Annotated in this window: 23 protein-coding genes and 1 tRNA gene; 16 read left to right on the forward strand and 8 right to left on the reverse strand. The window is 69.9% G+C overall.

Going from position 1 to position 22,179, the window contains the following annotated elements:
* The first annotated feature begins 48 nt into the window (after nucleotides 1–48).
* The 11 genes from mreC (at nucleotide 49) to CCZ27_RS21280 (ending at nucleotide 10,858) form a co-directional block, all read left to right on the forward strand.
* Nucleotides 49–942 (forward strand): rod shape-determining protein MreC, encoded by an 894-nt coding sequence (gene mreC, locus CCZ27_RS21230; RefSeq protein ID WP_096451553.1) that lies wholly within the window; start codon nucleotides 49–51, stop codon nucleotides 940–942.
* Nucleotides 943–945: 3 nt separating this feature from the next.
* On the forward strand, nucleotides 946–1,467 hold the full coding sequence (gene mreD / locus CCZ27_RS21235) for a rod shape-determining protein MreD (RefSeq protein ID WP_096451555.1): 522 nt from the start codon (nucleotides 946–948) through the stop codon (nucleotides 1,465–1,467).
* 12 nt (nucleotides 1,468–1,479) lie between these two features.
* The gene (gene mrdA / locus CCZ27_RS21240) at nucleotides 1,480–3,369 is read left to right on the forward strand and encodes a penicillin-binding protein 2 (protein ID WP_096451557.1); all 1,890 of its coding nucleotides are present in this window, start codon (nucleotides 1,480–1,482) and stop codon (nucleotides 3,367–3,369) included.
* A 388-nt stretch (nucleotides 3,370–3,757) separates the two neighbouring features.
* Nucleotides 3,758–4,900 (forward strand): rod shape-determining protein RodA, encoded by a 1,143-nt coding sequence (rodA, locus tag CCZ27_RS21245; RefSeq protein ID WP_096452870.1) that lies wholly within the window; start codon nucleotides 3,758–3,760, stop codon nucleotides 4,898–4,900.
* A 16-nt stretch (nucleotides 4,901–4,916) separates the two neighbouring features.
* On the forward strand, nucleotides 4,917–5,945 hold the full coding sequence (locus tag CCZ27_RS21250) for a septal ring lytic transglycosylase RlpA family protein (RefSeq protein WP_096451558.1): 1,029 nt from the start codon (nucleotides 4,917–4,919) through the stop codon (nucleotides 5,943–5,945).
* 135 nt (nucleotides 5,946–6,080) lie between these two features.
* Nucleotides 6,081–7,208, forward strand: a complete 1,128-nt coding sequence (locus CCZ27_RS21255) for a D-alanyl-D-alanine carboxypeptidase family protein (RefSeq protein ID WP_096451560.1) — start codon at nucleotides 6,081–6,083, stop codon at nucleotides 7,206–7,208.
* Nucleotides 7,209–7,261: 53 nt separating this feature from the next.
* Complete coding sequence (locus CCZ27_RS21260) at nucleotides 7,262–8,122, forward strand: D-amino acid aminotransferase (RefSeq protein WP_096451562.1); 861 nt, start codon at nucleotides 7,262–7,264, stop codon at nucleotides 8,120–8,122.
* 55 nt (nucleotides 8,123–8,177) lie between these two features.
* Nucleotides 8,178–8,390, forward strand: a complete 213-nt coding sequence (locus CCZ27_RS21265) for a YbeD family protein (RefSeq protein WP_385961165.1) — start codon at nucleotides 8,178–8,180, stop codon at nucleotides 8,388–8,390.
* Nucleotides 8,387–9,046 (forward strand): lipoyl(octanoyl) transferase LipB, encoded by a 660-nt coding sequence (lipB, locus tag CCZ27_RS21270; RefSeq protein WP_096451566.1) that lies wholly within the window; start codon nucleotides 8,387–8,389, stop codon nucleotides 9,044–9,046. Before CCZ27_RS21265 ends, lipB begins: the two co-directional genes overlap by 4 nt.
* A gap of 58 nt (nucleotides 9,047–9,104) precedes the next feature.
* On the forward strand, nucleotides 9,105–10,052 hold the full coding sequence (gene lipA / locus CCZ27_RS21275; protein ID WP_096451568.1) for a lipoyl synthase: 948 nt from the start codon (nucleotides 9,105–9,107) through the stop codon (nucleotides 10,050–10,052).
* Nucleotides 10,053–10,135: 83 nt separating this feature from the next.
* A complete protein-coding gene (locus CCZ27_RS21280; protein ID WP_096451570.1) occupies nucleotides 10,136–10,858 on the forward strand; it encodes an SIMPL domain-containing protein in 723 nt (240 codons plus the stop codon).
* A 108-nt stretch (nucleotides 10,859–10,966) separates the two neighbouring features.
* On the opposite strand, the gene CCZ27_RS21285 is transcribed toward CCZ27_RS21280, so the two are convergent.
* The gene (locus CCZ27_RS21285) at nucleotides 10,967–11,605 is read right to left on the reverse strand and encodes a pentapeptide repeat-containing protein (protein WP_096451572.1); all 639 of its coding nucleotides are present in this window, start codon (nucleotides 11,603–11,605) and stop codon (nucleotides 10,967–10,969) included.
* Nucleotides 11,606–11,652: 47 nt separating this feature from the next.
* Entirely contained in the window at nucleotides 11,653–11,826 is a 174-nt protein-coding gene (locus CCZ27_RS23815) for a hypothetical protein (protein ID WP_157748677.1), read from the reverse strand.
* Nucleotides 11,827–11,857: 31 nt separating this feature from the next.
* On the opposite strand from CCZ27_RS23815, the gene CCZ27_RS21290 reads away from it, so the two are divergent.
* Together CCZ27_RS21290 and CCZ27_RS21295 are read left to right on the forward strand one after the other, a co-directional pair.
* Nucleotides 11,858–12,535: a DUF4197 domain-containing protein gene (locus tag CCZ27_RS21290; protein WP_096451575.1), complete on the forward strand. Its 678-nt coding sequence runs from the start codon at nucleotides 11,858–11,860 to the stop codon at nucleotides 12,533–12,535.
* Nucleotides 12,536–12,640: 105 nt separating this feature from the next.
* On the forward strand, nucleotides 12,641–14,641 hold the full coding sequence (locus CCZ27_RS21295) for a UvrD-helicase domain-containing protein (RefSeq protein ID WP_096451577.1): 2,001 nt from the start codon (nucleotides 12,641–12,643) through the stop codon (nucleotides 14,639–14,641).
* Nucleotides 14,642–14,741: 100 nt separating this feature from the next.
* On the opposite strand, the gene CCZ27_RS21300 is transcribed toward CCZ27_RS21295, so the two are convergent.
* Nucleotides 14,742–15,194: a c-type cytochrome gene (locus CCZ27_RS21300; RefSeq protein WP_096451579.1), complete on the reverse strand. Its 453-nt coding sequence runs from the start codon at nucleotides 15,192–15,194 to the stop codon at nucleotides 14,742–14,744.
* A 154-nt stretch (nucleotides 15,195–15,348) separates the two neighbouring features.
* Here CCZ27_RS21300 and CCZ27_RS21305 point away from each other — a divergent pair.
* From CCZ27_RS21305 to CCZ27_RS21315, 3 genes are all read left to right on the forward strand, one after another.
* Nucleotides 15,349–15,425: transfer RNA gene (locus CCZ27_RS21305), tRNA-Arg, on the forward strand.
* A 316-nt stretch (nucleotides 15,426–15,741) separates the two neighbouring features.
* Nucleotides 15,742–16,920, forward strand: coding sequence for an MFS transporter (locus CCZ27_RS21310; protein ID WP_096451581.1), 1,179 nt, complete (start codon nucleotides 15,742–15,744; stop codon nucleotides 16,918–16,920).
* Nucleotides 16,921–17,023: 103 nt separating this feature from the next.
* On the forward strand, nucleotides 17,024–17,383 hold the full coding sequence (locus tag CCZ27_RS21315) for a DUF488 domain-containing protein (RefSeq protein ID WP_096451583.1): 360 nt from the start codon (nucleotides 17,024–17,026) through the stop codon (nucleotides 17,381–17,383).
* Between the two features lie 83 nt (nucleotides 17,384–17,466).
* On the opposite strand, the gene hypE is transcribed toward CCZ27_RS21315, so the two are convergent.
* The 5 genes from hypE to hypB all read right to left on the reverse strand — a co-directional run bounded on the left by hypE (nucleotide 17,467) and on the right by hypB (nucleotide 22,166).
* Entirely contained in the window at nucleotides 17,467–18,507 is a 1,041-nt protein-coding gene (gene hypE, locus CCZ27_RS21320) for a hydrogenase expression/formation protein HypE (protein WP_096451585.1), read from the reverse strand.
* On the reverse strand, nucleotides 18,504–19,640 hold the full coding sequence (gene hypD / locus CCZ27_RS21325; protein ID WP_096451587.1) for a hydrogenase formation protein HypD: 1,137 nt from the start codon (nucleotides 19,638–19,640) through the stop codon (nucleotides 18,504–18,506). The genes hypE and hypD overlap by 4 nt, the downstream gene beginning before the upstream one ends.
* Nucleotides 19,637–19,894, reverse strand: a complete 258-nt coding sequence (locus tag CCZ27_RS21330) for a HypC/HybG/HupF family hydrogenase formation chaperone (protein ID WP_096451589.1) — start codon at nucleotides 19,892–19,894, stop codon at nucleotides 19,637–19,639. The genes hypD and CCZ27_RS21330 overlap by 4 nt, the downstream gene beginning before the upstream one ends.
* A 140-nt stretch (nucleotides 19,895–20,034) precedes the next feature.
* Entirely contained in the window at nucleotides 20,035–21,267 is a 1,233-nt protein-coding gene (locus CCZ27_RS21335) for a Kae1-like domain-containing protein (RefSeq protein WP_096451591.1), read from the reverse strand.
* Nucleotides 21,210–22,166: a hydrogenase nickel incorporation protein HypB gene (hypB, locus tag CCZ27_RS21340; RefSeq protein WP_269769085.1), complete on the reverse strand. Its 957-nt coding sequence runs from the start codon at nucleotides 22,164–22,166 to the stop codon at nucleotides 21,210–21,212. The genes CCZ27_RS21335 and hypB overlap by 58 nt, the downstream gene beginning before the upstream one ends.
* Between the last annotated feature and the right edge of the window lie 13 nt (nucleotides 22,167–22,179).

Here is a 22,179-nt window from a genome sequence, read left to right on the forward strand (position 1 = left end):
CGCCCGCCGCCGGCCCTGCCGGCGCCGCGCTGATCCCGGACCCTTCCGATGTCCCTCGTCGGCCACAAGCCGCCCCCGATCTTCCGGCGCGGACCGGCGCCGCTGGTCCGCCTGCTGCTTTTCGTCAGCGTCTGCCTGGCCATGCTGGTGTCGGACCTGCGCTTCCGCTACCTCGAGGTGTTCCGGCACGCGCTGTCGGTGGTCACCTATCCGCTGCAGATGGCGGCGGCCACGCCGGCCGACTTCGTGCGCAACGCGTCGGTGTATTTCGCCACGCTGGTCGAGGTGCAGCGCGACAACGCCGAACTGCGCCGCCAGCAACTGGGAGCCGGCGAACGTCTGCTGCGCTTCGATCTGCTCGAGCAGGAGAACGCCCATCTGCGCGGCCTGCTCGAGATGTCGCAGCGCGTGCAGACGCGCAGCGTCGCCGCCGACATCCTGTACAACGCGCCCGATCCGTTCGCCCGCAAGGTGATCCTCGACCGCGGCGCGCAGCAGGGCATCGAGCCCGGCCTCGCGGTGGTGGACGCCAGCGGCGTGATCGGCCAGGTGACGCGCGTGTTCCCGGTGCAGTCCGAAGTCACGCTGCTGACCGACCGCAACCAGGCCATCCCGGTGCAGGTCGAACGCAACGGCCTGCGCGGCGTGCTGTTCGGCGCCGGCCAGGGGCGCCTGGAGGTGCGCTTCGTGATCGGTTCCGCCGACATCCAGCCCGGCGACCGGCTGGTGACCTCGGGCCTGGACGGCGTCTTCGTGCCCGGCCTGCCGGTGGCGGAGGTGGTGTCGGTGGATCGCGATGCCGATGCCTTCGCCACCATCGTGTGCAAACCGCTCGCGGGGGTGGAGCGCAGTGTGCAGGTGCTGGTGATCGGCCGCGTGCAACTGCCGCCCCCGCCGCCGAAGGCCGACCCGCCCGCGGAAAAGAAAGCGAGAGGACGCTGATCCATGCAGCCGAGCAACCGATCCAGCCGCATCCTGCTGCCGGCCAAGGGCTGGTTCATCTATCTCAGCCTGTTCGTGGCGCTCGGCCTCGAGTACATCCCGACCGGGCGTACGCCGGGGGTGCCCGACTGGGTGGCGCTGGTGCTGGCCTTCTGGTGCATCCGCGAACCGCTGCGCATCGGCATGGGGACGGGTTTCGTGTTCGGCGTGCTCGTCGACATCGGCCTCGGCGCGGCACTGGGGCAGCATGCGCTCGCCTATGTGGTGCTCGCCTACCTGGTCAACGGACTGGCGCGCCGGCTGATGTGGTTCCCGCCGCTGGAGCAGGCGCTGCACGTGCTGCCGATGCTGCTGGTGTCGCAGGTGCTGATGGTGGCGGTGCGCATGATCGCCGGGGCGGAGTTTCCCGGCTGGCTCTACTTCCTGTCGAGCTTCACCAGCCTGCTGCTGTGGGTGCCGCTCACCTACCTGCTGCTGCTGCCGCAGTACCAGCCGGTCGACCGCGACGACAACCGCCCGATCTGAGCACAGGCGCCGATGGCCGAGTTCCGCACCCCCGATCAGGACAGCACACGCTTTCGCCGCCGCATCGTCGTGGCCGCCCTGTTCGTGCTCGTCTGCCTCGGCCTGCTGGCCTCGCGCTTCTACTACCTGCAGGTGGTGCGCCACGACTACTACCTGACCCGCGCCGAGGACAACCGCATCGCGCTGCTGCCCGCCGTGCCCAAGCGCGGCACCATCGTCGATCGCAACGGCGTCGTGCTGGCGCGCAACTACGCCGCCTACACGCTGGAGATCACGCCGTCGCGCGCAGGAGATCTCGAGGCGACGATCGACGGCCTGTCCGAGATCATCGCCATCGAGCCGCGCGACCGGCGCCGTTTCCGCAAGATCCTCGAGGAGAGCCGGAACTTCGACAGCGTGCCGGTGCGCACCCGCCTCACCGACGAGGAAGTCGCCCGCTTCATCGCGCAGCGCTACCGCTTTCCCGGCGTGGAGGTGCAGGCACGGCTGTTCCGCGACTACCCGCTGGGCGCGACCGCCTCGCACATCATCGGCTACATCGGCCGCCTCAACCAGCGTGACGTCGAGCGCATCGAAGAGCGCGGCGACAGCGCCAACTACCGCGGTTCGGAATACATCGGCAAGTCCGGGCTGGAGCAGTCCTACGAGGCCGAACTGCACGGCCAGACCGGTTTCGAGCAGGTGGAAGTCAACGCCAGCGGACGCGCGGTACGGGCCCTGGCGCGCTTGCCGGCGGTGCCGGGCAGCGATCTCGAGCTGACGCTGGACATCGAGCTGCAGAAGGTGGCCGAGGCAGCCTTCGGCAAGCGCCGCGGCGCCCTGGTCGCGATCGAGCCGGAGACCGGCGGCGTGCTGGCGCTGGTGTCTACGCCCACTTTCGATCCCAACCTTTTCGTGGACGGCATCTCCACGCAGGACTGGAAGGAACTGAACGATTCGCCCGACCATCCGCTGCTGAACCGCGCGATCTTTTCCGCCTATCCGCCGGGTTCGACCTTCAAGCCCTTCATGGCGATGGCCGGGCTCAGTACCGGCAAGCGCACGGTCAATGGCGCCATCGCCGATCCGGGCTACTTCAACTTCGGCGGCCATCGCTTCATGGACGACAAGGTCGGCGGCCACGGCATGGTCGACCTGCACAAGTCCATCGTGGTGTCGTGCAACACCTATTACTACCAGCTCGCCAACGACCTCGGCATCGATGCCATCGCCGGCTTCATGGCCCCGCTCGGCTTCGGTTCGCGCACCGGCATCGACCTGCCGGGCGAGGCCGAAGGCGTGCTGCCTTCGCCGGAATGGAAGAAGAAGCGCTTCCGCAAGCCCGAACTGCAGCGCTGGTACGGCGGCGAGACGATCTCCGTCGGCATCGGCCAGGGCTACAACGCCTACACGCCGGTGCAGCTCGCCAATGCGCTCGCCGCGCTGGTCAACGACGGCCGGCTGTACCGCCCGCATCTGGTGCGCAACGTGATCGATGCGGGCGGCGCGAAGCGGGTGGTGGAGCCCGAGCCGCTGCGCAAGGTCGCCCTGAATCCGGCCCATATGGCGGCAGTGCGCGCGGCGATGGTCGACGTGAACAAGGCCGGGACCGGCGCGCGCGCGTTCCGCGGTGCCCCCTACGAGGCCGGCGGCAAGACCGGTACCGCCCAGGTGTTCTCGCTCAGAGGCGGGAAATACGTCGAAGGCCGGATCAGCGAGCGCCTGCGCGACCATTCCTGGTTCATCGCGTATGCGCCGGCCGACAAGCCCAGGATCGCGCTGGCGGTGCTGGTGGAGAACGGCGGCTTCGGCGCGCAGTCGGCGGCGCCGATCGCACGCCAGGTGATCGACTACCTCCTCCTCAAGAGCCGGACCGACCATCCGGCGGACGAGGATGCCGACGCGGTGGAGAGCGCGGAATGAGCACCGCCGCCCGGCCGCCCGAAGGAGGTGCTCGTCCTCCCGCGGGGAGGGTGTCGCGCAGCGACGGGAGGGCTGTCGTGAGCACCGCCGCCCGGCCGCCCGAAGGAGGTGCTCGTCCTCCCGCGGGGAGGGTGTCGCGCAGCGACGGGAGGGCTGTCGTGAGCACCGCCGCCCGGCCGCCCGAAGGAGGTGCTCGTCCTCCCGCGGGGAGGGTGTCGCGCAGCGACGGGAGGGCTGTCGTGAGCACCGCCGCCCGGCCGCCCGAAGGAGGTACTCGTCCTCCCGCGGGGGTGGAGCAGGGGTTGCGCGGAGCATCGCTCCGCGCCTGCGGAACGGGACGGCCGTGCAAGGCCGGCCCTTCGCCGCGCAGCGGCGGGAGGGTGATCCGGTGAGCGATTTCCGTTTCCAGGCGCTCGAATTCCTGCGCCGGCTGCTGCGCGCGCTCGACCCCGTCCTGCTGCTGGTGCTGCTGACCCTGATGGGCTACGCGCTGGTCATCATGGGCAGCGCCTCGCCCGACCGCATGGATTCGCAACTGATGCACGGCGCCATCGCGCTCGCCGCGATGTGGGCGATCGCGGCCGTTCCCAGCCAGCGCCTGCTCGGCCTGGCCCTGCCGCTGTACGTGCTCGGCACCGTGCTGCTGGTGGCCGTGGAGCTGTTCGGCGAGGTCTCCAAGGGCGCGCAGCGCTGGCTCGACATCGGCATCACCCGCATCCAGCCGTCCGAACTGATGAAGATCGCGATGCCGCTGATGCTGGCCTGGTTCTTCCAGCAGCGCGAGGGCCACGTCAGTTGGCGCGAGTTCGTCGTCGCCGGCCTGATGCTGGTGGTGCCCGTCGGCCTGATCCTGATCCAGCCGGATCTGGGCACCTCGCTGCTGGTGGCCGCCGCCGGCTTCTACGTGATCTTCTTCGCTGGCCTGAGCTGGAAGCTGATCGTGCCGGTGGCGCTGATCGGCATCGTCGGCATCGGCTCCATCATTGCCTTCGGCGACACCATCTGCCAGCCGGAGGTGGACTGGAAGGTGCTGCGCGAGTACCAGAAGCATCGCGTGTGCACGCTGCTCGACCCGACCCAGGACCCGCTCGGCAAGGGCTTCCACATCATCCAGTCCACCATCGCCATCGGTTCCGGCGGCGTGACCGGCAAGGGCTGGCAGAACGGCACGCAGACCCATCTGTCCTTCCTGCCCGAGCGCCACACCGATTTCATCTTCGCCGTGCTGTCGGAGGAGTTCGGCCTCGTCGGTACCATCGTGCTGCTCGCGACCTACCTCATGCTGCTGGTGCGCGGCTTCCACATCGCGCTGCAGGCGCACACGCTGGGCACGCGCCTGCTCGCCGGGGCGATCACGATGATCTTCTTCACCTACGCCTTCGTGAACATGGGCATGGTGAGCGGCATCCTGCCGGTGGTGGGCGTGCCCCTGCCGTTCGTCAGCTACGGAGGAACCGCGCTCGTCACCTTGTGTCTCGGAGTGGGTATTCTGATGAGCATCCAGCGCAGCCGCCTGGCAAAGCAGACCTGAGAGACCCGTCACCGCGATGAAGTCCGCCATCCCGCAGATCTTTGCTTGCGCCGCCCTCGAGGCCGTGGCGCGGCCGTGGCGGCGGGGCGGGTGGGCGGTGGCGGCCGTGCTGGCGGCGGCCTTGCTGTCGGCCTGCGGCACCGCGCCGACCCGGCCGCAAACGGGTGCCGATGCCCAGCTCCACCTGCCTGGGCTGCCGGCCAAGCCGGCGGCGCCCGCAGCGCGGCGCGGCGGCGGCTACTACCAGAACGACGGTCCGGGCGACGACACCCCCGGCAACCTCGACGACATCCCCGACCCCGAGCCGCGCCCGGAACCCCTGCACCGCTACGCCAACCGCCCCTACAACGTACTGGGCCAGGGTTACGTGCCCGCGACCCGCATCGCGCCGTGGCGCGAACAGGGCAGGGCGAGCTGGTACGGACGCCAGTTCCACGGCAATCCGACCTCCAGCGGCGAGCCCTACGACATGTACGCGATGACGGCGGCGCACCCGACGCTGCCCATCCCCAGCTACGCGCGCGTCACGAGTCTGGACAACGGCCGCTCGGTGGTGGTGCGCATCAACGACCGGGGTCCGTTCCACAAGGGCCGCGTCATCGATCTGTCCTACACCGCGGCCTACAAGCTCGGCTACGTCAATGCCGGCAGCACCGAGGTCGAGGTGGAGCAGATCCTGACCGACGAAGTGCCGCTGGTGGCCGCCGCCAGGCCGGTACCGCCGCTCAAGGGCCGCTCCGGTCCGCCGCCGGCCGTGCCGGGCAAGCCCGATGGGGTGGCGAGCCTGGCGCCGCCGCTGCCCTCGGCGAGCGGTGGCGGCATCTACCTGCAACTGGGCGCGTTCGCCTCGCGGCTCAACGCCGAGAGCTTCCACGCCTCGGTGCATCAGGAAGCATCCGCGTTCGCCGAGCGCGTCGAGCTGATCTCCAGCGGCGACCGCTTCCATCTGCATGCCGGCCCCTACACCAGCGTGGAGGAAGCGAAGGCGGCGGCGGCCAGCATGGGCAGCAAGCTCAAGCTCAAGCCCTTCGTGGTCATCCGCTGATGCATCGCAGCATCCGGCCGGTATCATGGCCCGTGCGGGATGAAACAAAGCCTTTCGTCTTTCGTCCGCCTTCCCGGCGCGTCCTATAATCCTGCGCTCGTCTTGCCGCAGCCTTTCTTCTCCCGGGTTTTCCCCATGCGTTTCGTCATTGCTTTCCTGATCTCCCTGTTTTCGTTCGCCGCCTTCGCGCAGCAGGTGCCGCCCCCGGCGCTCGCGGCCAAGGCGTGGGTGCTCGTCGACCATGCAACCGGCCAGGTGCTGGCCCAGAAGGATGAAGACGCCCGCATCGAACCGGCCTCGCTGACCAAGCTGATGACCGCCTACCTGACGTTCTCCGCGCTCAAGGCCGGCACCCTCACGCCGGAGCAGACGGTGCCGGTGTCGGAGAAGGCGTGGCGCATGGAAGGCTCGCGCATGTTCATCCAGCCGCTGAAGCCCGTCACCGTGCAGGAACTAATCCGCGGCGTCATCGTGCAGTCGGGCAACGACGCCTGCGTCGCGCTGGCCGAGCTGATCGCCGGCAGCGAGGAAGCCTTCGCCGCGCTGATGAACCGCGAAGCCAAGCGCCTGGGCCTGACCAACACCCACTTCACCAACGCCACCGGCCTGCCCGACCCGCAGCTCTACACCACCGCGCGCGACCTCGCCATGCTGGCATCGGCCATCGTGCGCGACTTCCCCGAGTACTACGGCCTGTACTCGATGAAGGAATACACCTACAACGGCATCACCCAGCCCAACCGCAACCGCCTGCTGTTCCTCGATCCCACCGTCGACGGCATGAAGACCGGCCACACCAGCACCGCCGGCTACTGCCTGGTATCGACCGCGCAGCGCAGTTCGCGCCGCCTGATCTCGGTGGTGCTGGGCACCAGTTCGGACACCGTGCGCGCGCAGGAATCGCTGAAACTGCTGAACTTCGGCTTCCAGTTCTACGACACCGTGAAGCTGTACGCGGCCGACGAGGCGCTGTCGCAGTTCCGCGTGTGGAAGGGCAAGGCCAACGAGGTCGGCGCCGGCTTCACCGGCGATTTCGTCCTGTCGCTGCCCAAGGGCATGGCCGAGAAGGTGCAGCCCACGCTCGAGAGCCGGCAGCCGCTGGTGGCGCCGCTGCAGAAGGGCCAGCAGATCGGCACGCTCAAGCTCAGCCTCGACGGCAAGCCCTTCGGCGAATATCCTGTGGTGGCCCTGCAGGACGTGCCGGTGGCGGGCTTCTTCGGCCGCCTGTGGGACGCCATCGTGATGTGGATCAAGAGCCTCTGACCCGGTCCGCGCTGCGGGCCGGCCGGCGGCCCGGAAACCGAGCGGAGCTGCACATGAGCATCTGCTACCTGAACGGAGATTACCTGCCCCTGGCCGAGGCGCGCGTGTCGCCGATGGACCGCAGCTTCCTGTTCGGCGACGGCGCCTACGAAGTCATTCCGGTGTACTCGCGCAAGCCGTTCCGGCTCGCCGAGCACCTGCGCCGCCTCGAGCGCACGCTGGCGGCGATCCGCCTGCCCGATCCGCACACGGCCGGCGAATGGGCGGCGAAGGTGGGCGAGATCGTCGCGCGCAACGAACCGGCCGACCAGGGCGTGTACCTGCATGTGAGCCGTGGTGCGGACGTGAAGCGCAACCAGGCTTTCCCGTCGCCGGCGGTGCCGCCCACCGTGTTCCTGATGAGCGAGCCGCTATCCACGCCCGGCGAGCACGAACGGGAGACCGGCGTCGGCGCGGTGAGCGCGGCCGATTTCCGCTGGCTGCGCTGCGACCTCAAGACGGTGTCGCTGCTGGCCAACTGCCTGCTGCGCCAGATCGCCGTCGACCACGGCTGCGCCGAGACCATCCTGTTCCGCGACGGCTTTCTGACCGAAGGCGCCGCCTCCAGCATCTTCGTGGTGAAGGACGGCGTGCTGCGGGTGCCGCCCAACAGCCACCTGATGCTGCCCGGCGTCACCTACGACGTGGTGCTCGAACTCGCCGCGCGCCATGGCCTGCCGCACGAGGTGCGCGAGATCCTCGAGGCCGAGGTGCGCGACGCCGACGAATTGCTGATTGCCTCCTCCCCCAAGGAGGTGCTGCCCGTCACGACCCTCGACGGTCGTCCGGTGGGCGACGGCAAGCCCGGCCCGGTGGGCCGCCGGCTGCACGCCCTGTACCAGGAATTCAAAGATACGGTGATGAGAAGTGGCTGATTCCGAACCCCGCCAGAGCCTGCTGGAGTTTCCCTGCGAATTTCCGATCAAGATCATGGGCGCGCGCGTCGACGGCTTCGCGCAGGCGGTGCTGGACGTCGTGCTGGTGCATGCGCCCGACTTCGAGGCGGCGACGATGGAAATGCGTCCCTCGAGCAAGGGCAACTACCTGGCGATCACCTGCACCTTCCGGGCCGTGTCCCAGGAACAGATCGACAACCTCTACCGCGCGCTGACCTCGCACCCCATGGTGAAGGTGGTGCTGTGATCGTCAAGCGCCTCGGCCGCGTGGACTACGAGCCGGCGCTCGAGGCGATGCGCGTGTTCACCGCGCAGCGGACCGGTTCCACCCCCGACGAGCTGTGGCTGCTGGAACACCCGCCAGTCTATACCCTGGGCCAGGCCGGCCGCCCCGAGCACCTGCTGCAGAACCCCGCCGCCATTCCGCTGGTGCATATCGACCGCGGTGGCCAGATCACCTACCACGGCCCCGGCCAGCTCGTCGCCTACCTGCTGGTCGACCTGCCGCGCCGCCGCCTGAAGGTGCGCGGGCTGGTGACGCTGATGGAGCAGGCCGTCATCGACACGCTGGCCGATTACGGCCTGGCCGCCGGGCGCAAGGAAGGCGCACCGGGCGTCTATGTCGATGGCGCCAAGATCGCCGCGCTCGGCCTGCGGGTCAGGAACGGCTGCTGCTACCACGGCCTCAGCCTGAACGTGGACATGGATCTCACCCCCTTCGGCTGGATCAACCCTTGTGGCTACGAAGGGCTCAGAACCGTACAGATGAAGGATTTCGGCATCGCCGAGACGGTGCCGGGCGCGGGCGAAACCCTGCTCGCGCACCTGCAGCGCCTGCTGCCGCCCTTGCCGGCCGATGCTGATACGGCGGATCAGCCGGCAAGGGCTGTCGGATCGGTGTAGCGCGGATCATAATCCGCCCCACCCATTTCCCACCCGGAACCCACAGAGAACAGCGACCATGGAAACCCCCGTTCGCAAGCAGCGCGGCGCCGACAAGACCGCCCGCATCCCCATCAAGATCGTCCCCGCCGAGCGCCTGAAGAAGCCGGAGTGGATCCGCATCAGGCTCGGCGCCGGCCAGGAGGCCGAGCGTTTCAACGAGATCAAGGCCACGCTGCGCGAACACAAGCTGCACACCGTATGCGAGGAAGCCTCCTGCCCGAACATCCACGAATGCTTCGGCAAGGGCACGGCCACCTTCATGATCATGGGCGACATCTGCACTCGCCGCTGCCCGTTCTGTGACGTCGGCCACGGCCGTCCGGACCCGCTGAACCCGGACGAACCGCGCGACCTCGCCAGGACCATCGCCGCGATGCGCCTGAACTACGTGGTGATCACCTCGGTGGACCGCGACGATCTGCGCGACGGCGGCGCGCAGCACTTCGTCGACTGCATCCGCGAAACCCGCGCCGCCTCGCCCGCCACCTCCATCGAGGTGCTGGTGCCCGACTTCCGCGGCCGCATGGAGGTCGCCCTCGAGATCTTCGACCAGGCGCCGCCCGACGTCATGAACCACAACCTCGAGACCGTGCCGCGGCTCTACAAGCAGGCGCGGCCGGGTTCCGACTACGCGTATTCGCTGAAGCTGCTGAAGGAATTCAAGGCGCGCCACCCCGGCGTGCCGACCAAATCCGGCCTCATGGTCGGCCTGGGCGAGACCGACGAGGAAATCCTGGAAGTCATGCGCGACCTGCGCGCGCACGACGTCGACATGCTGACCATCGGCCAGTACCTGCAGCCCTCTGGCGGGCACCTGCCGGTGCTGCGCTATCCGCATCCGGACACCTTCAGGATGTTCGAGACCGAAGCGCTCAAGATGGGCTTCAGGAACGCCGCCTGCGGCCCGATGGTGCGCTCCAGCTACTGGGCGGACCAGCAGGCGCACGGTGCCGGCGTGGTGTGAGGATGCCGGCGCGGGCAGGCGAGGCGCGGATGCGCTGCTGATACACTGCCCGTCCATTGGAACTTCGAGTCAGGAAACGAGACATGGCCGATGCCAGGATAGGGTTCTTCCCCGCGCTCCTGCTGGCCGGCGGCATCGCGTTCGCCGGCGTGCAGATGGGCAAGGGAATCGAGCGCTTTCGCACCGCGGACCGCACCGTCACCGTGAAGGGGCTGGCGGAGCGCGACGTGAAGAGCGACTTCGCGGTGTGGACGCTGAGCTTTCGCCGTGCGGCGAACGAGTTCTCCGCCGTGCAGCAGATGCTCACCGGCGACAGGGAGCGGATCATCGCCTTCCTGCGCGGCGAGGGCTTCACCGACGCCGAGATCGAAGTCCGGCCGCTGCAGGTGCAGGACCTGCTGGCGCGTGAATACGGCTCGGAGCGCGTCGCGCTGCGCTTCAACGGCCAGGGCCAGGTGACGGTGAAGTCCGCCCGCGTCGACGCGGTGGCGCAGGCGTCGAACAAGGTGGACCCGCTGATCGAGGCCGGCGTCCAGCTCGGCGGCGACGACTCGGGCGGCGGGCCGCGTTACCAGTTGCGCGGCTTCAACGACGTCAAGCCCCACCTGCTCGAAGAGGCCACGCTGAGCGCACGCGAGCAGGCGAAGAAGTTCGCCGCCGACGCCGGCGCGACGCTCGGCCCCCTCAAGAGCGCCAACCAGGGCGCGATCCGCATCCTCGACGACGACGGCAGCGACATGGACACCTCCCGCACCATCGGCAAGCGGCTGCGCGTCGTCAGCACCTTCGAGTTCGCGCTGGAATAGCGCCTGTCCCACGTCCGGCGCCGCATATGCGTCGCCAGCGGTACGGCCCGGCGGACGGGGCGGGCGTCCGCTTCATCCCGCGGCCATCGGGCAGTCCGCGGCGGCCGCTCACGGGCAGCCCTTGCACCCCTGCGTCTGCGCGTTCAGGAAGATCGCCTGGTCGATGTCGGCGCCGGTGAGGTCGGCGTCGATCAGCGAGGCGCGGGTGAAATTGGCGCCATGCAGCCTGGCGCCCGCGAGCGAGGCGCCCTTCAGCTTGGCGGCGCGCAGGTTGGCGCGCTGCAGGTCGGCACCCTGGAGGTTCGCGCCTTCGAGCCGCGCATTGCTGAAGTCGGCATTGACCAGCACCGCTCCGGAAAGATCGGCCTTGCTCAGGTCCGCGTTCTGCAGCACCGCATTGCCGAGGTTCGCGCCGGCGAGGATCGCCTCGTTGAGGCGTGCCCCGCGCAGGTTGATGCGCACCATCGACGCCTGCCGGAAGTTGGCGCCGCGCAGTTCGGTGCTGGCGAAATTGGCCTCGTCGAGTTTCGCGTCCGCGAGGTTGGCGCCCGACAGGTCGGACTGGGTGAATTGCGAGTTCGCCAGGTTGGCGCCGGCGAGGTCGGCCCCGTTGAGGTTGAGATTGGTGCACAGCGTGCCGCGCCGGATGTCGCAGCCGCCGACCATGCCGGCGCGCTGCGCGCCGGCCGGCGCCGCCAGGCCCAGTGCCAGGACGAGCAGCGCGGCGCCTGCCCATGGTCGTCGCATGCAGAAAGGCCACGGCTGCGGTCCACCGGCTCCGGCGGCACGCATGCTCAGGCCGCTTCCGCCGGCAGCGGCCTGCTCGGCGAGTGCAGCCCCATGGTGCGGAAGGCACGGCCCTGCGGCATGGATGCGGCGGCATGGGCCGCGGCCGGCGGCCGGCAGTAGACAAAGTGCCCGGCAATGCCGAGCATGGCTGCCGCAACGACGAAGTTCTTCGCTTTCATGCCTCGTGTTCCACATTTCCTGGAGACTGCAATGCGCTCGATTCTGCGGGCTTTCGCCATCCTTGTCATCTGCATGCCCGCCTGGGGGGCCGGCCTTGCCGCGCTGAGCGGCACGGACGCCGCGGGCGGCCTGAAGGAGGCGCTCTCCCAGGGCGCCGGGCGCGCGGTCGAGCAACTCGGGACCGAAGGCGGCTTCCTCAAGAACCCGAAGGTGAGGATTCCGCTGCCCGGCGTACTCGAGCAGGCCGAGCCGCTGCTGCGCATGGCCGGCCGGGGCAAGGATCTGGACAAGCTGGTGACGGTGATGAACCGCGCCGCGGAGGCTGCCGTCCCCGAGGCGAAGACGCTGCTGGTGGGCGCGGTGAAGAGCATGACGGTGGAGGACGCCAAGGGCATCCTCACCGGCGGCGACGATTCGGTGACGCAGTACTTCCGCGGCAAGACGCAGGCGCAGCTCACGCAGCGCTTCCTGCCCACCGTGAAGGCGCAGACCGACAGGCTCGCGGTTGCCGCGCAATACAACAAGCTCGCCGCCCAGGCGGCCGGCGTCGGGCTGGTGAAGGGCGACGACGCGCAGATCGAGGGCTATGTCACGCGCAAGGCGCTCGACGGCCTGTACCTGATGATCGCCGAGGAGGAAAAGGCGATCCGCCGCAATCCGCTCGAAGCCGCCGGCAGCCTGGCGAAGAAGGTGTTCGGTGCGCTGTAGCCGCCGGCGCCCGATCTGTAACGGCTGCGGCCGGCCGTGGGCGATGGGCTAGAATTGGGCCCCGCCGCCGCCAGGGTGGCTTCGTTTGCCGCCGTATCCGACGCAATGTCCGCCCTTCTCAATGCGCCGCAGCGCGAAGCCATACGCTACCTCGACGGCCCCTGCCTGGTGCTGGCCGGCGCCGGCAGCGGCAAGACGCGGGTCATCACGCACAAGATCGCGCACCTCATCAACGAATGCGGGCTCAGCCCGGCCAACATCGCGGCGATCACCTTCACCAACAAGGCGGCCAAGGAAATGCAGGAGCGCGTCGCCCACCTGATGGGCGGACGGGCGCCGGGCGGCCTCACCGTGTGCACCTTCCATGCGCTGGGCGTGCGCATCATCCGCCAGGAGGCGGCGCATTGCGGGCTGAAGCCGCAGTTCTCCATCCTCGATGCCTCCGACACCGTGCAGATCGTGTCCGACGTCGCCGGCGATAGCGACAAGGGCATCGCCAAGCAGATGCAGTGGCAGATCTCGTCGTGGAAGAACGCGATGGTCACGCCCGAAGAGGCGGCGCAACTGGCCGACAACGAGATCGCCTCGGTCGCCGCCAGGCTCTACAAGGAGTACGAGCGCACGCTGCGCGCCTACCAGGCGGTGGATTTCGACGACCTCATCGCGCTGCCGGTGCGCCTGTTCGAGGAACATCCCGAGGTGCGCGAGCGCTGGCAGAACCGCCTGCGCTACCTGCTGGTGGATGAGTACCAGGACACCAACCGCGCCCAGTACCGCCTGCTGAAGCTGCTTTCCGGCGTGCGCGGCGCCTTCACCGCGGTCGGCGACGACGACCAGGCGATCTACGCCTGGCGCGGCGCCGACGTCGAGAACCTGCGCCTGCTGCAGCAGGACTACCCGAAGCTCAAGGTCATCAAGCTCGAGCAGAACTACCGCTCGTCGCGCCGCATCCTCGAGGCGGCCAACACCGTCATCGCCAACAACGAGAAGCTGTTCGAGAAGCGCCTGTGGTCCGAGCACGGCATCGGCGAGCAGATCGTCGTCACCAACTGCCGCGATGCCGAGCACGAAGCCGAATGGGTGGCGACGAAGATCACCGCGCACAAGTTCGAGCATCGCACCCGCTTCAAGGACTACGCCGTCCTGTACCGCGGCAACCACCAGGCGCGCGTCATCGAGCAGCAGTTGCGCAACCAGCGCGTCCCCTACGTGATGTCGGGCGGGCAGAGTTTCTTCGACAAGGCCGAGATCCGCGACCTGATCTCCTACCTGCGTCTGCTGGTCAATGAAGACGACGATCTCGCCTTCATCCGCGCCATCACCACGCCGCGCCGCGGCGTCGGTCCGGCCACGCTGGAAGCGCTCGGCGCCTATGCCGGGCGGCGCCACGTCAGCCTGTTCGCCGCGGTGTTCGAAGAAGGTCTGACCCAGCGTCTGAACGCGAAGCAACTCGCCGGCGTGCAGGAGTTCGCCGGCTTCATCAACCGGCTGCAGTACCGCGCGCCGCGCGAGCCCGCCGCGCAACTGCTGGAAGACCTGCTCGCAGCGATCGGCTACGAAGCCTGGCTGTTCGAGCACTGCGACACGCGCGAGGCGGAGTCCAAGTGGGACAACGTGCGCGACTTCGTCGGCTGGCTGGGCAGGAAGGGCGAGGAAGACGGCAAGAACCTCGTCGACCTGACGCAGACCATCGCGCTGATGTCCATGCTCGACAAGGAGGACCCCGACTTCGACGGCGTGCAGCTCGCCACCCTGCATGCTTCCAAGGGGCTCGAGTTCCCGCACGTGTTCCTGATCGGCGTCGAGGAAGGACTGCTGCCGCACCAGAGCAGCATCGACGAGGACAAGATCGAGGAAGAGCGCCGGCTGATGTACGTCGGCATCACCCGCGCCCAGCGCAGCCTCAACATCACCTGGTGCGAGCGGCGCAAGTCGGGGCGCGAGCCCCGCCCCTGCGAACCGAGCCGCTTCATCGCCGAGATGGGCGAAGACGTGAAGATGAACGATCGCCGCACCGCCGCGCCGGTGTCCAGGGAAGAAGGCAAGGCGCGCCTCGCCAACCTGATGGCCATGTTCGAGCAACGCGACAACAAGCCGGCGGGATGAACGCGCGGGGAGCCGCATCCGGGCGAAAAAACGAAACGGCAGCCCGCGGGCTGCCGTTTCCGTATGGCCTGCCGCGCCTGGCGGCACGGCGGGAGGCCGATCACTGCTCGACCGGCGGCTCCGTGAAGCTCGAGCCCGCCTTGTTGGCCAGGTAGGCCACGGCGCGGGCGACTTCGGTGTCGGTCAGGTCGCCGAGGCCGCCGCGCGGCGGCATCTGGTTCTTGCCGGCGATCGCCGACTTCGTCAGCGCATCGAACCCCAGCGCGATGCGCGGCCCCCAGGCGCCGGCATCGCCCGTCTTCGGCGCGCCGAGGCTGCCGGCGTCATGACAGCCGGAGCACACCGACTTGACGATCTGCTCGCCGGTACGGCTGCCCGGTGCAATCTTCTGGACCTTCAGTTCGACGCGGGCGACCGGCTGGATCAGTTCGGCGGTCTTCTCCGGATCCACGGACGCACCCTGCTTGCCACAGCCAGCCAGCAGCACGGCGGCGGCCAGGGCGGCGACAGGCATTGCGAAACGGGTGAGGCGCAGGGGGCGATGGTTCGACATGCTCGAGTCCTTTGACTTGTGTTATGGCGCAAGACGAGAGCCGCGATTATAGCCGGCGAAAAACCATCGTGGCAGCGCGGCATGGACTTTGGCAGCAAAGCGTTATATCCTCACGCGCCTTGTGTCCGGAAGCATTTCCACCGGCCCAAGCCCCGCGCCCGTAGCTCAGCTGGATAGAGTACTGCCCTCCGAAGGCAGGGGTCGTGCGTTCGAATCGCGCCGGGCGCGCCATATATCCGCAAGGGCCTGATCTGTCAGGCCCTTTCTTTTGCTGCCTCCCTCCTGGCTTGGCAGGAGCGATCGGCGATACCGCAGCGATCCGGTATGCGTCGGCCCTCATCGCGTTCATCTCGAAGCGCAACAACACGGCATCTTCCTTTGCGGCAAGGTTCGTGCGCGTTTTCCTCGGGTGCGCGCGCAGTTCGCGCTGGAGCGAATCGACAAGGCTCGATGCGGTCTCGTCGTTGATGCCGGCTTCCGGCGCGCTGCCCCGCGCTCAGCCGGAACGCGGTACATTCGCGTCTGGCCCCTAAAAAAGCATTTCCTTATGAAGAAGAATCTCTGGCTGCTGGCTATCGCCCAGGGCCTGTTCCTGACCAACAACGTCGTCTTCATCGCCATCAACGGGCTGGTGGGCCTGAGTCTGGCGCCGGTGGCCTGGATGGCGACGCTGCCGGTGATGGGCTACGTGGTGGGCGGTGCGCTGTCGACCGGGCTGGTGGCGCGCAGCCAGCAGCGCTGGGGGCGCAAGACCTCGTTCCAGCTTGGGCTGCTGGTGGCCCTGCTGACGGCCTTGCTGTGCGCGTTCGCGCTGTATCTGGGCAGCTTCTGGCTGCTGGTGGCGGGGACGGTGATCGCCGGCTACTACAGCGCCAACGGCCAGCTCTACCGCTTTGCCGCCGGCGAGATGGCGTCGCCCGAGTTTCGCGAGCGGGCGGTGTCGCTGGTGCTGGCCGGCGGCCTGATCGGCGCGGTCGTCGGTCCCAACCTGGCCAACCATACCCGCGACGGGCTGGGCCTGCCCTTTCTCGGCTCCTACCTGGCGCTGGCGGTGGTGGCGCTGGTGTCGATGGCGGTGATGGCGGGCATCCGCTTTCCGGCGGAGAAGGCGAAGGCGGTCGTGGCCGGCAGCGTGCGGCCGCTGGGCGAGATCGTGCGGCAGCCGGAATTCATCGTGGCGGCGACCGCTTCGGCGCTCGGCTATGGCGTCATGAACCTGCTGATGGCGGCGACGCCGCTGGCGATGGACGTGTGCGGCATGCCGTTCTCGGATGCGGCGCTGGTGCTGGAATGGCACGTCATCGGCATGTTCGCGCCGGGGTTCTTCACCGGGCACCTGATCGCGCGCTTCGGCGTGCTGAAGATCATGGGGGCGGGCGTGGCATTGAATGCGGCCTGCATCGCGGTCGCGCTGTCGGGGCAGGATCTGCACCACTTCCTGATCGGCCTGTTCCTGCTCGGCGTGGGCTGGAACTTCCTTTTCACCGGCGGCACGACCCTGGCCATGCAAGCCTACCGCCCGTCGGAAAAGGACAAGGCGCAGGCGGCGATCAATTTCGCGGTGTTCGCGACGATGGCGCTGACCTCGTTCGCCTCCGGCGCGCTGGTGACGACGCAGGGCTGGACGCTGCTCAATGCCGGCTCGCTGGTGCCGGTGGCGCTGACCGGCGCGGCGCTGGTGTGGCTGGCGCTACGCCGGCGCGGCGAGGTGTCGCCGGCTGCCTGACCGGCGCAGTCGGCCCGCGCGGGCGGGCGCAGTGTCCTCTCTGCTCCGCGCCGTGGCGTATTCTTTGCGCGCATGTTCATTGCGATTCGTGGAGGAGGAAGCCATGCGCTTGAGCATCAAACGCGTCTATGCGCCACCCGAGGAGGGCGACGGATTCCGGGTGCTGATAGACAGGCTGTGGCCGCGCGGGCTGGCGAAGGAGAAGGCGGGGGTCGATCTGTGGCTGCGCGACATCGCGCCGTCGACCGCGCTGCGCCAGTGGTTCGGACACGATCCGGCGCGCTGGGAGACGTTCCGTGAGCGCTACCTGGAGGAACTGCGGCAAGGCGAGGCGGCGGCGGCGCTGGAAACGCTGCGTGCCGAGGTCGCCGCCCGCCCGGTGCTGACGCTGCTCTATTCGGCGCACGACGAGGCGCACAACAACGCGGTGGCGCTAAGGGACATGTTGCAGGGCGGCGGCTGAGGGGCTTGCCGCCGGCTGGCGGGATGCGGCGGACGTCTCGCGGTGATGCGGGTTGAGGGCGTGGCGTCTTCCGCGCGGCCGGCTCAGCAGATCCGCGGCAGCGCATCCCCGGCCAGCCAGTCGACCATGCGCCGGCCGCCGAAGCGGGTCTTCATCTGCACGAAGCGGCGCTCGTCGGCGATGACTTCGCCGATGCGCACGGCTTCCGTGCCGAGCGGGTGCGCGCGCAGCGCCGCCAGCGCGCGCTCGGCGCCGGCGGCGGGGCAGATGGCGATCAGCCGGCCCTCGCTGGCGATGTCGAGCGGATCGAGCCCGAGCAGTTCGCAGGCGGCGGCCACCGCCGGGCGTACCGGGATGGCGGCTTCGTCCAGCACGATGCCCACGCCCGACTGGTGGGCGATCTCGTTCAGCGTCGCCGCCAGCCCGCCGCGGGTGGGGTCGCGCAGCACGCGGACGTCGGGCGCGGCGGCCAGCAGGTCGGCGATGAGGCCGTGCAGCGCGGCCGTGTCCGAGACGATGGGCGCGTCGAACGCGAGGTTCTCGCGCACCGACATGATCGCCATGCCGTGATCGCCGAGCGGGCCGGAGACCAGCACCGCGTCGCCCGGCCGCGCATTGGCACCGGACACGTCGATGCCGGCCAGGCGTACGCCCACCCCGGTGGTGGTGATGAACACGCCGTCGGCCTTGCCGCGCTCGACCACCTTGGTGTCGCCGGTGACCACCGGCACGCCGGCCGCGCGCGCGGCGGCGGCCATCGAGGCGACGATGCGCGCCAGTCCGGCGAGCGGCAGGCCCTCTTCCAGCACGAAGCTCGCCGCCAGGTACAGCGGCTGCGCGCCCATCACCGCCACGTCGTTGATCGTGCCATGCACCGACAGGCAGCCGATGTCGCCGCCGGGAAAGAACAGCGGCGACACCACGTGCGCGTCGGTCGCCATCACCAGCGGCCCGGTGCAGGCGGGCAGGCGGGCGCCGTCATCGCCCTGGGCGAGGAATTCGTTGCCCAGCTCGCGGGCGAAGAGGTCTTCGATCAACTGCGCCATGGCGCGGCCGCCGGCGCCGTGCGACAGGTCGATGCGGCCGTGTTCCAGGTCCAGCGGGTGGGAATGCGGGAGTCTCATGTGCGGGTTGTTTCCGTCGGGGCCGCCTCCACGCGGAAGCGGCCGTAGGTGTAGTGCGCGGCGCAGGCGCCCTCGGACGACACCATGCAGGAGCCGACCGGGTTGTCCGGCGTGCAGGCGGTGCCGAAGATGCGGCATTCCTGCGGACGTTTTTCGCCGCGCAGGATGGCGGCGCACTCGCAGGCCCTGTGGTCGGGCACGGGCACGGCGGGTACGGCGAAGCGCGCCTCGGCATCGAAGCCGGCGAAGGCCGGGCGCAGGCGCAGCGCGCTCGCCGGCACGGTGCCCAGGCCGCGCCATTCGAAAGCGTCGCGCAGCTCGAACACCTCGGCGACCAGGGCCTGCGCCTTGCGGTTGCCTTCGGCGGTGACGGCGCGGGTGAATTCGTTTTCGACCTCGGCGCGGCCGTCGTCGATCTGGCGGATCAGCATCTGGATCGCGCGCATCACGTCCAGCGGCTCGAAGCCGGCGATCACCACCGGCTTGCCGTGATCGCGCGCGAAGGGTTCGTAGGGGGCGCTGCCGATGACGGTGGAGACGTGCGCCGGGCCGACGAAGCCGTCCAGCCGCACGCCGCCGGGTGCGGCGAGGATGGCGTGCATCGCCGCCGGCGTCAGCACGTGGTTGCACAGCAGCGAGAAGTTCCCCAGGCCCTCGGCCCGGGCCTGCTTCACCGCCACCGCGGTCGGCGGCGTGGTGGTCTCGAAGCCGATGGCGAGGAACACCACTTCGCGCGCCGGGTTGGCGCGCGCCACCTGCAGCGCGTCGAGCGGCGAATACACCATGCGCACGTCGGCGCCGCGGCCCTTGGCGCGCAGCAGCGACAGCCTGCCGGACGCGGGGACGCGCAGCGTGTCGCCGTAGGTGCAGAGGATCACGCCATGTTCGAGCGCGAGGCGGATCGCCTGGTCGATGCGCCCCACCGGCAGGACGCACACCGGGCAGCCGGGGCCGTGGACCAGCCGGACCTGCGGCGGCAGCAGGTCGGCGATGCCGTAGCGCGAGATGGCATGCGTGTGGCCGCCGCAGAACTCCATCAGGCGGTACTCGCGGTCCGGGCGCGCCCCGGCGCGGATCGCGGCGCCCAGCGCGCGCGCCACCGTACCGTCGCGGAAGTCGTCGACGTATTTCATGGCAGCTCCGCCGGGCCGGCCTCGCCGGCGGCCTGCTGCGCCCGCGCGATCTCGCGCAGCAGCGCCAGCGTGGCCTCGGCCTCCCCGACGTCGAGCTTCTGCAGCGCAAAGCCCACATGCACGATCACGTAATCGCCGACCGCCACGTCATCCACCATCGCCAGCGAGATGCGTTTGCGCACGCCGTCGAGGTCGACGAGGGCTTCGTCCTTGCCGCACAGTTCCACCACCATCGCGGGGATCGCAAGGCACATGGCGTCAGGTCTCCGGGGAAAGGCCGTGCGTGGCGCGGCAGGCGGGATGGGAGGCGCGCCGGAGCCGGCCGGGCCGGGCTCGGCGATGGAGGCCGTCGCCGCGCGATGGCATGCGGACCGGGTCGGCGTGCCGGGCCATGTCAGCCGTCCGCCAGGCTCAGGCGCGCCACCGCCGCCTGGCCGAAGGCGATCGCGGTGTCGCCGGGCGGCAGCGCGCGCGGTTCGAGCAGGCGCAGGCCGGCCTGGGTACAGTCGCGGCGCAGCGAGCCGGCGAGCAGCCTGTTGAAGAGGCAGCCGCCGGCGGCGGCGACGGTGCCCAGGCCGTGGCGCCGCGCCGCCTGCCGCAGCCAGTCGGCCAGTGCCGCGCCTAGCGTGGCGTGGAACAGGGCGGCGCCGCGGCCGGGCTCCGCACCGGAGGCGGGGTCGGCGAGCGCGGCCAGCAAGAGCAGCAGATCGAGCCGCAGCGCGCCGGAATGCGCGTCTTCGTCGATGCGCCAGCCGCCGGCCAGCGGCTCGACCGGCCCATGGCGGGTGGCGGCCTGTTCCAGCGCGATCGCCGCTTCGGCCTCGATCCGCATCACCGTGCCGAGGCCGAGCAGGCCGGCGGCGGCATCGAACACGCGGCCCATGCTGGTCGTCGGCGGGCAGCGCAGGCCGGCGTCCAGCAGCCGGGCGAGGCCGGCGGCCGCCGGCAGGGCGGCGAAGCGCGCGGCGATCTCGCCGCCGCGGCCCAGCGCGTGCAGCGCCGAGGCCGCCATGCGCCAGGGTTCGCGCGCGGCGCGGTCGCCGCCGGGCAGGGCGAGCGGGCGCAGGTGGCCGATGCGCTGGCAGCGTGCGCCGTCGACCTGCAATAGCTCGCCGCCCCAGGCGCTGCCGTCGCCGCCCAGGCCGACGCCGTCGAGCGCGAGGCCGAGCGCCGCGCCGTCGTGGCCGTGCTCCGCGCACACCGCGGCGATGTGGGCATGGTGGTGCTGCACCGGCTGCAGCGGCACGCCGAGTTCGGCGGCGAGTTCGGCGGCGAAGCGCGTGGAGTGGAAATCCGGATGCAGGTCGTGCGCGATTGCAGCCGGCCGCGCGCCGGCCTCCGCCAGCCAGGCGAGCAGTGCGCGCGCGGCGCGCTCGTGGGCGAGGCAGGCGTCTACGCCGTCGAGGTCGCCCACCGTGCGCGACACCGCGGCGATCTTGCCCTGTGCGGCGCACACCGTGTTCTTGAACCAGGCGCCCAGCGCCAGCACCGGCGGGCCGTCGCGCAGCGCGAGGCGGTGCTCGATCGAGTCGGCGGGGGGCGCCATCAGCGGCACGGGCGCGGTCGTCGTCATGCCGGGGCCGAAGCTGCGGCGCGGCGGGCGCCGGCGGCCAGCCAGTCCAGCCATTCGTCCATGCCCTGGCCGCCCGTCGCCGACACGTGGATGATGCGGATGTCCGGATTCACCCGGCGCGCCCAGTTCTGTGCCGCCTGGACGTCGAAATCCAGGTAGGGCAGCAGGTCGCACTTGTTGAGCAGCATCAGGCCGGCGGCGCGGAACATGTCGGGGTACTTGACCGGCTTGTCCTCGCCCTCGGTCACCGACAGGATCACCACCTTGTGTGCCTCGCCCAGGTCGAAGGCGGCCGGGCACACCAGGTTGCCGACGTTTTCGATCAGCAGCAGGCCGCCGCGCGCCAGCGGCAGGCCGGCCATCGCGTCGCCCACCATGCGCGCATCGAGGTGGCAGCCCCTGCCGGTGTTGATCTGGGTGGCGGGCGCGCCGGTGGCGCGGATGCGTTCGGCGTCGCGGCTGGTCTGCTGGTCGCCCTCGATCACCGCCAGCGGGATGCGGCCGGCCAGCCGCTCTATGGTCTTCACCAGCAGCGTGGTCTTGCCCGAGCCCGGGCTGGAGACGAGGTTGACCGCGAACACGCCGGCCGCGGCCAGCGCGCGCCGGTTGGCGGCGGCCTCGGCGTCGTTGCGGGCGAGCAGATCCTGCTCGACGGCCACGTGGCGCAGAGGCGCGGCGGCCGCGAGTGCCTCGCCGGATGCGGCTCCGGGATGCCCGGCATCATGTGCGGCAGGGAAGGGGGCGGGCGCCGTACCGGGGCTCGCGCTGGTGCTTCCCGCCGCCATGACGGCCGGCTCGGGCGCGGCACCGGCCACGGCCGCGCGGAGGAGGGCGTCGTCCGCACGCCCGGCCGCGGGCGATGCGGCCGCGGCGCGGCGATGCGGCCGGTAGGGATGGCCGCCGTGGTGGTCGATGGTGGCGCCGTCGCCACCGCATCCGCAGGTGGTACACATGCCTCGTGCTCCG

Origin of the sequence: Thauera sp. K11 (genome assembly GCF_002354895.1) — a bacterium.
In the GTDB taxonomy this organism is placed as follows: Bacteria; Pseudomonadota; Gammaproteobacteria; order Burkholderiales; family Rhodocyclaceae; genus Thauera; species Thauera sinica.

Bases quoted from the DNA above. Each gene is read 5' to 3' on its own strand.
- CCZ27_RS21300 (WP_096451579.1), bottom strand. From the start codon at position 15,194: ATGTCGAACCATCGCCCCCTGCGCCTCACCCGTTTCGCAATGCCTGTC.
- CCZ27_RS21260 (WP_096451562.1), top strand. From the start codon at position 7,262: ATGAGCATCTGCTACCTGAACGGAGATTACCTGCCCCTGGCCGAGGCG.
- CCZ27_RS21255 (WP_096451560.1), top strand. From the start codon at position 6,081: ATGCGTTTCGTCATTGCTTTCCTGATCTCCCTGTTTTCGTTCGCCGCC.
- CCZ27_RS21295 (WP_096451577.1), top strand. From the start codon at position 12,641: ATGTCCGCCCTTCTCAATGCGCCGCAGCGCGAAGCCATACGCTACCTC.
- CCZ27_RS21285 (WP_096451572.1), bottom strand. From the start codon at position 11,605: ATGCGACGACCATGGGCAGGCGCCGCGCTGCTCGTCCTGGCACTGGGC.
- CCZ27_RS21250 (WP_096451558.1), top strand. From the start codon at position 4,917: ATGAAGTCCGCCATCCCGCAGATCTTTGCTTGCGCCGCCCTCGAGGCC.
- hypB (WP_269769085.1), bottom strand. From the start codon at position 22,166: ATGTGTACCACCTGCGGATGCGGTGGCGACGGCGCCACCATCGACCAC.
- CCZ27_RS21310 (WP_096451581.1), top strand. From the start codon at position 15,742: ATGAAGAAGAATCTCTGGCTGCTGGCTATCGCCCAGGGCCTGTTCCTG.
- mreD (WP_096451555.1), top strand. From the start codon at position 946: ATGCAGCCGAGCAACCGATCCAGCCGCATCCTGCTGCCGGCCAAGGGC.
- mreC (WP_096451553.1), top strand. From the start codon at position 49: ATGTCCCTCGTCGGCCACAAGCCGCCCCCGATCTTCCGGCGCGGACCG.
- mrdA (WP_096451557.1), top strand. From the start codon at position 1,480: ATGGCCGAGTTCCGCACCCCCGATCAGGACAGCACACGCTTTCGCCGC.
- CCZ27_RS21280 (WP_096451570.1), top strand. From the start codon at position 10,136: ATGGCCGATGCCAGGATAGGGTTCTTCCCCGCGCTCCTGCTGGCCGGC.
- CCZ27_RS21330 (WP_096451589.1), bottom strand. From the start codon at position 19,894: ATGTGCCTTGCGATCCCCGCGATGGTGGTGGAACTGTGCGGCAAGGAC.
- hypD (WP_096451587.1), bottom strand. From the start codon at position 19,640: ATGAAATACGTCGACGACTTCCGCGACGGTACGGTGGCGCGCGCGCTG.
- CCZ27_RS23815 (WP_157748677.1), bottom strand. From the start codon at position 11,826: ATGAAAGCGAAGAACTTCGTCGTTGCGGCAGCCATGCTCGGCATTGCC.
- CCZ27_RS21265 (WP_385961165.1), top strand. From the start codon at position 8,178: ATGGGCGCGCGCGTCGACGGCTTCGCGCAGGCGGTGCTGGACGTCGTG.
- hypE (WP_096451585.1), bottom strand. From the start codon at position 18,507: ATGAGACTCCCGCATTCCCACCCGCTGGACCTGGAACACGGCCGCATC.
- lipA (WP_096451568.1), top strand. From the start codon at position 9,105: ATGGAAACCCCCGTTCGCAAGCAGCGCGGCGCCGACAAGACCGCCCGC.
- CCZ27_RS21335 (WP_096451591.1), bottom strand. From the start codon at position 21,267: ATGGCTGGACTGGCTGGCCGCCGGCGCCCGCCGCGCCGCAGCTTCGGC.
- CCZ27_RS21290 (WP_096451575.1), top strand. From the start codon at position 11,858: ATGCGCTCGATTCTGCGGGCTTTCGCCATCCTTGTCATCTGCATGCCC.
- CCZ27_RS21315 (WP_096451583.1), top strand. From the start codon at position 17,024: ATGCGCTTGAGCATCAAACGCGTCTATGCGCCACCCGAGGAGGGCGAC.